At 37.2% G+C, this 2,656-nt stretch carries 3 protein-coding genes; 1 reads left to right on the forward strand and 2 read right to left on the reverse strand.

Going from position 1 to position 2,656, the window contains the following annotated elements:
• The first annotated feature begins 256 nt into the window (after nt 1-256).
• Complete coding sequence (locus tag PE36_RS24500; RefSeq protein ID WP_006034572.1) at nt 257-424, forward strand: hypothetical protein; 168 nt, start codon at nt 257-259, stop codon at nt 422-424.
• 110 nt (nt 425-534) lie between these two features.
• Here PE36_RS24500 and PE36_RS23280 read toward each other — a convergent pair whose 3' ends face one another.
• Nucleotides 535-1,743 carry a hypothetical protein gene (locus PE36_RS23280; protein WP_006034573.1) on the reverse strand — a complete coding sequence of 403 codons (1,209 nt, stop codon included), beginning with the start codon at nt 1,741-1,743 and terminating at the stop codon, nt 535-537.
• A 484-nt stretch (nt 1,744-2,227) separates the two neighbouring features.
• On the reverse strand, nt 2,228-2,656 hold a 429-nt coding region (locus PE36_RS23285; RefSeq protein WP_006034576.1), incomplete at its 5' end, for a TetR/AcrR family transcriptional regulator.

Genomic DNA, 2,656 nt, shown 5'->3' on the forward strand with positions numbered 1-2,656 from the left:
AGATGCAATTCGCTCTAACAGCGATGCCCCCGTTAATGCTGAAGATGCACTGTGGAGTATTAAGCTTATCGAACTGGCAATGGAAAGTAGCCGTTTGGGTAAAACTTAACAATAACGCGATAGATATTCCTTGTCTCGGTCGGGTGATTCTCGACGGGCTGGTGGTTTCAGCTTTAACCCGGCTTATCAACTATAATAAGTGTATTACTTTTATCATCAATGAACATCGTGTGTGGTGGATTTATAGGATATCACTATGGAAGATAAGCGATCTGTTTATACCTGTTTACAAGGCGTTGGCATTGTTTTTAGTTTTATTTTTGTCAATGATATAGTTAATGGACGTTGGTTCGATGTTGGATTAATGTTTGTCGTCGTTATGATTGCATTAGCAGTGGTAGATAAAATATCAAAGATTGAATAAGTTCGACTATTGATGCCGTTGTAATTTTTTTAATAACGTCCTTTTGTCAGCGATGGCTTGGCATTTGCTGCCACCCCTGACTATTTCTCAACGACACTGATTTTCAGATATTACCTGTCAGTGTATTTAGCAAGATAGAAATCAAAGTTGTTATTAATAAAAGTACTGTAACCAACATACACGTCGTTACCTTTACGGACGATTTTTCCTGTTCGTTGTTGTGCTTTGTATCCGGTATTTGCTATCGCAATTAATACACCATTCGCATTATATTTTTCATTATTACCATTACCGACGACGAATACGCTGCCGTCATCGCCAAGGCTGATCGCACTGATTTCACCTTGTTGACTACTTGAATGCCAAATGACATCCCCATTGGTTTGCATTTTAATTAGCTCTCTATTTGAAGCATCAGAGAATGCGATAAATAATTCGTCGTGAACATTCTGTTGAATAATCACGGGACCGGGCAGTGCATAACTGTCGTGGTTACCATATACGTGATTACGCCATAATAGTTGACCGTTAGCATCTATTGCTTGAACTTGTAGATTACGACCTTTGGTCAAAATGATAGAAATAACAGAATCGTCAGCTAAAACTGTGGTTGCAGCTTCTGCAAATGTGTCTTCAGTTTGTGCTTGGGTCCACTCTAATTGACCTATTGCATTGTATTTACTGACGCCATTACGACCAGAAACATAGATATTATCATTTGAATCTAGCTCAATATCCCAAGCTTGTTGGTCTGGGTGCTCAATATTTAACAGCTGCTCACCGTTAGTGTTATAAACTTGAGTACTAAGCCCAGTTACATAGAGTTTATTATTTTTAAGCTCAAGGTCTCTCACGTCATTTTCATCACTGATTATATGTTGCCAAATGATGTTTCCATCGCTAGAAAACTTAGCAAGTAATGAAACTCGAGGCCCTTGGTCATGGTTTTGTAGATAGGCAGTTGCGGTGACATAAATATTGTCTACATCATCAATAACCATGGCCGTAATATTTTCATCACTACGTGATAATCCATAGGTAACATCATGTTCAACTGTCCATAGGGTGTCGCCAGATGCGTTGTATTTTACTAACAGTATATTTTGAGTTCTGTCGGTACCCGTTTTGATTGTCTCTCCTGCCAGCAGTATATTCCCCGCATTATCCATGGCTTGCGCAGATAACCATTCTACCGTTGGTGCTTCTGTTTTACTGTTGTCATAAAACTGGATCCAGTCAGGAGTAACGAAAGTGACATTGCAACCACTTAAGGATAGGGCTGTTATTAATATGCTGGTTTTTAATATCGCGTTTTTCACTGAAACGTCCTTGTTGAATGAATTTATGAGGGTAAAAAATACATACTGAAATAAGAGTTTATACTCTAATTAAATAAATGATAACAATAAAAAATCGGTGTGACAATGATGTTAACCGCCATTAAATCAGTTGGTTATATTATTTCACCTGTTATTTTTAATTGTCAGGGTTTTGTGGGGTTATATAGTATTTTATGTTTCTATTTGCGTGAAATTAACTGATGGTTGGCTTAAGAAAGCAGTATTATAAGTTAAATGATGACTCATCAGGTTGCGATGTTGAACATGTGTGGGCCAAAGGTTTTTGTTAGCATAATCATATTCTTATGCTGGGCTGCAGGTAAGCGTTTGTGGTTATCGGGGAGGGGGAAGTTACAGGATATACACTGTTGATAAACTAACCAGCTGCTTACGACAAAAAACCTAGTAACTTGAAAGTCACTAGGTTTTTTAATATTTCATCATAAACAATAAATCAATATTGTTAACTAAACAAACTCGTTGCTTCAACGGGATTTAGCTCTACTTCATGCAAGTATTTTTCTTTTGATTCGTTAGAAAAATAAGGTTCGATTAACATGATAATACGCATGACGATACGCTGAGTTATTTCTTTTAGATCGTAATCTTCTTCAGCTAATTGTGTATCTAGCGAGTTTGTGGCAATCAAGCATATGGTATCAGCCATCGAACTTTGCTGTGCTTCTGTCATTTTGATTTCACTGCTCTCGTTTAACGACGTAAGCATCTTCAAGAAAAAACTATGATGGTTATGGACCAAGCGCATAAAACGACGTTTCAATAGCTTATTTTCATCAAAAATAACTTTCATGTCACGATAGAAGAATGAATATTGTTGAATTAAACCAACGTATACATTTAGATATGCCCAGTAGTCTTCAAACGCTTGCAC

This window comes from Moritella sp. PE36 (assembly GCF_000170855.1).
In the GTDB taxonomy this organism is placed as follows: domain Bacteria; phylum Pseudomonadota; class Gammaproteobacteria; order Enterobacterales; family Moritellaceae; genus Moritella.

Bases quoted from the DNA above. Each gene is read 5' to 3' on its own strand.
- PE36_RS24500 (WP_006034572.1), top strand. From the start codon at position 257: ATGGAAGATAAGCGATCTGTTTATACCTGTTTACAAGGCGTTGGCATT.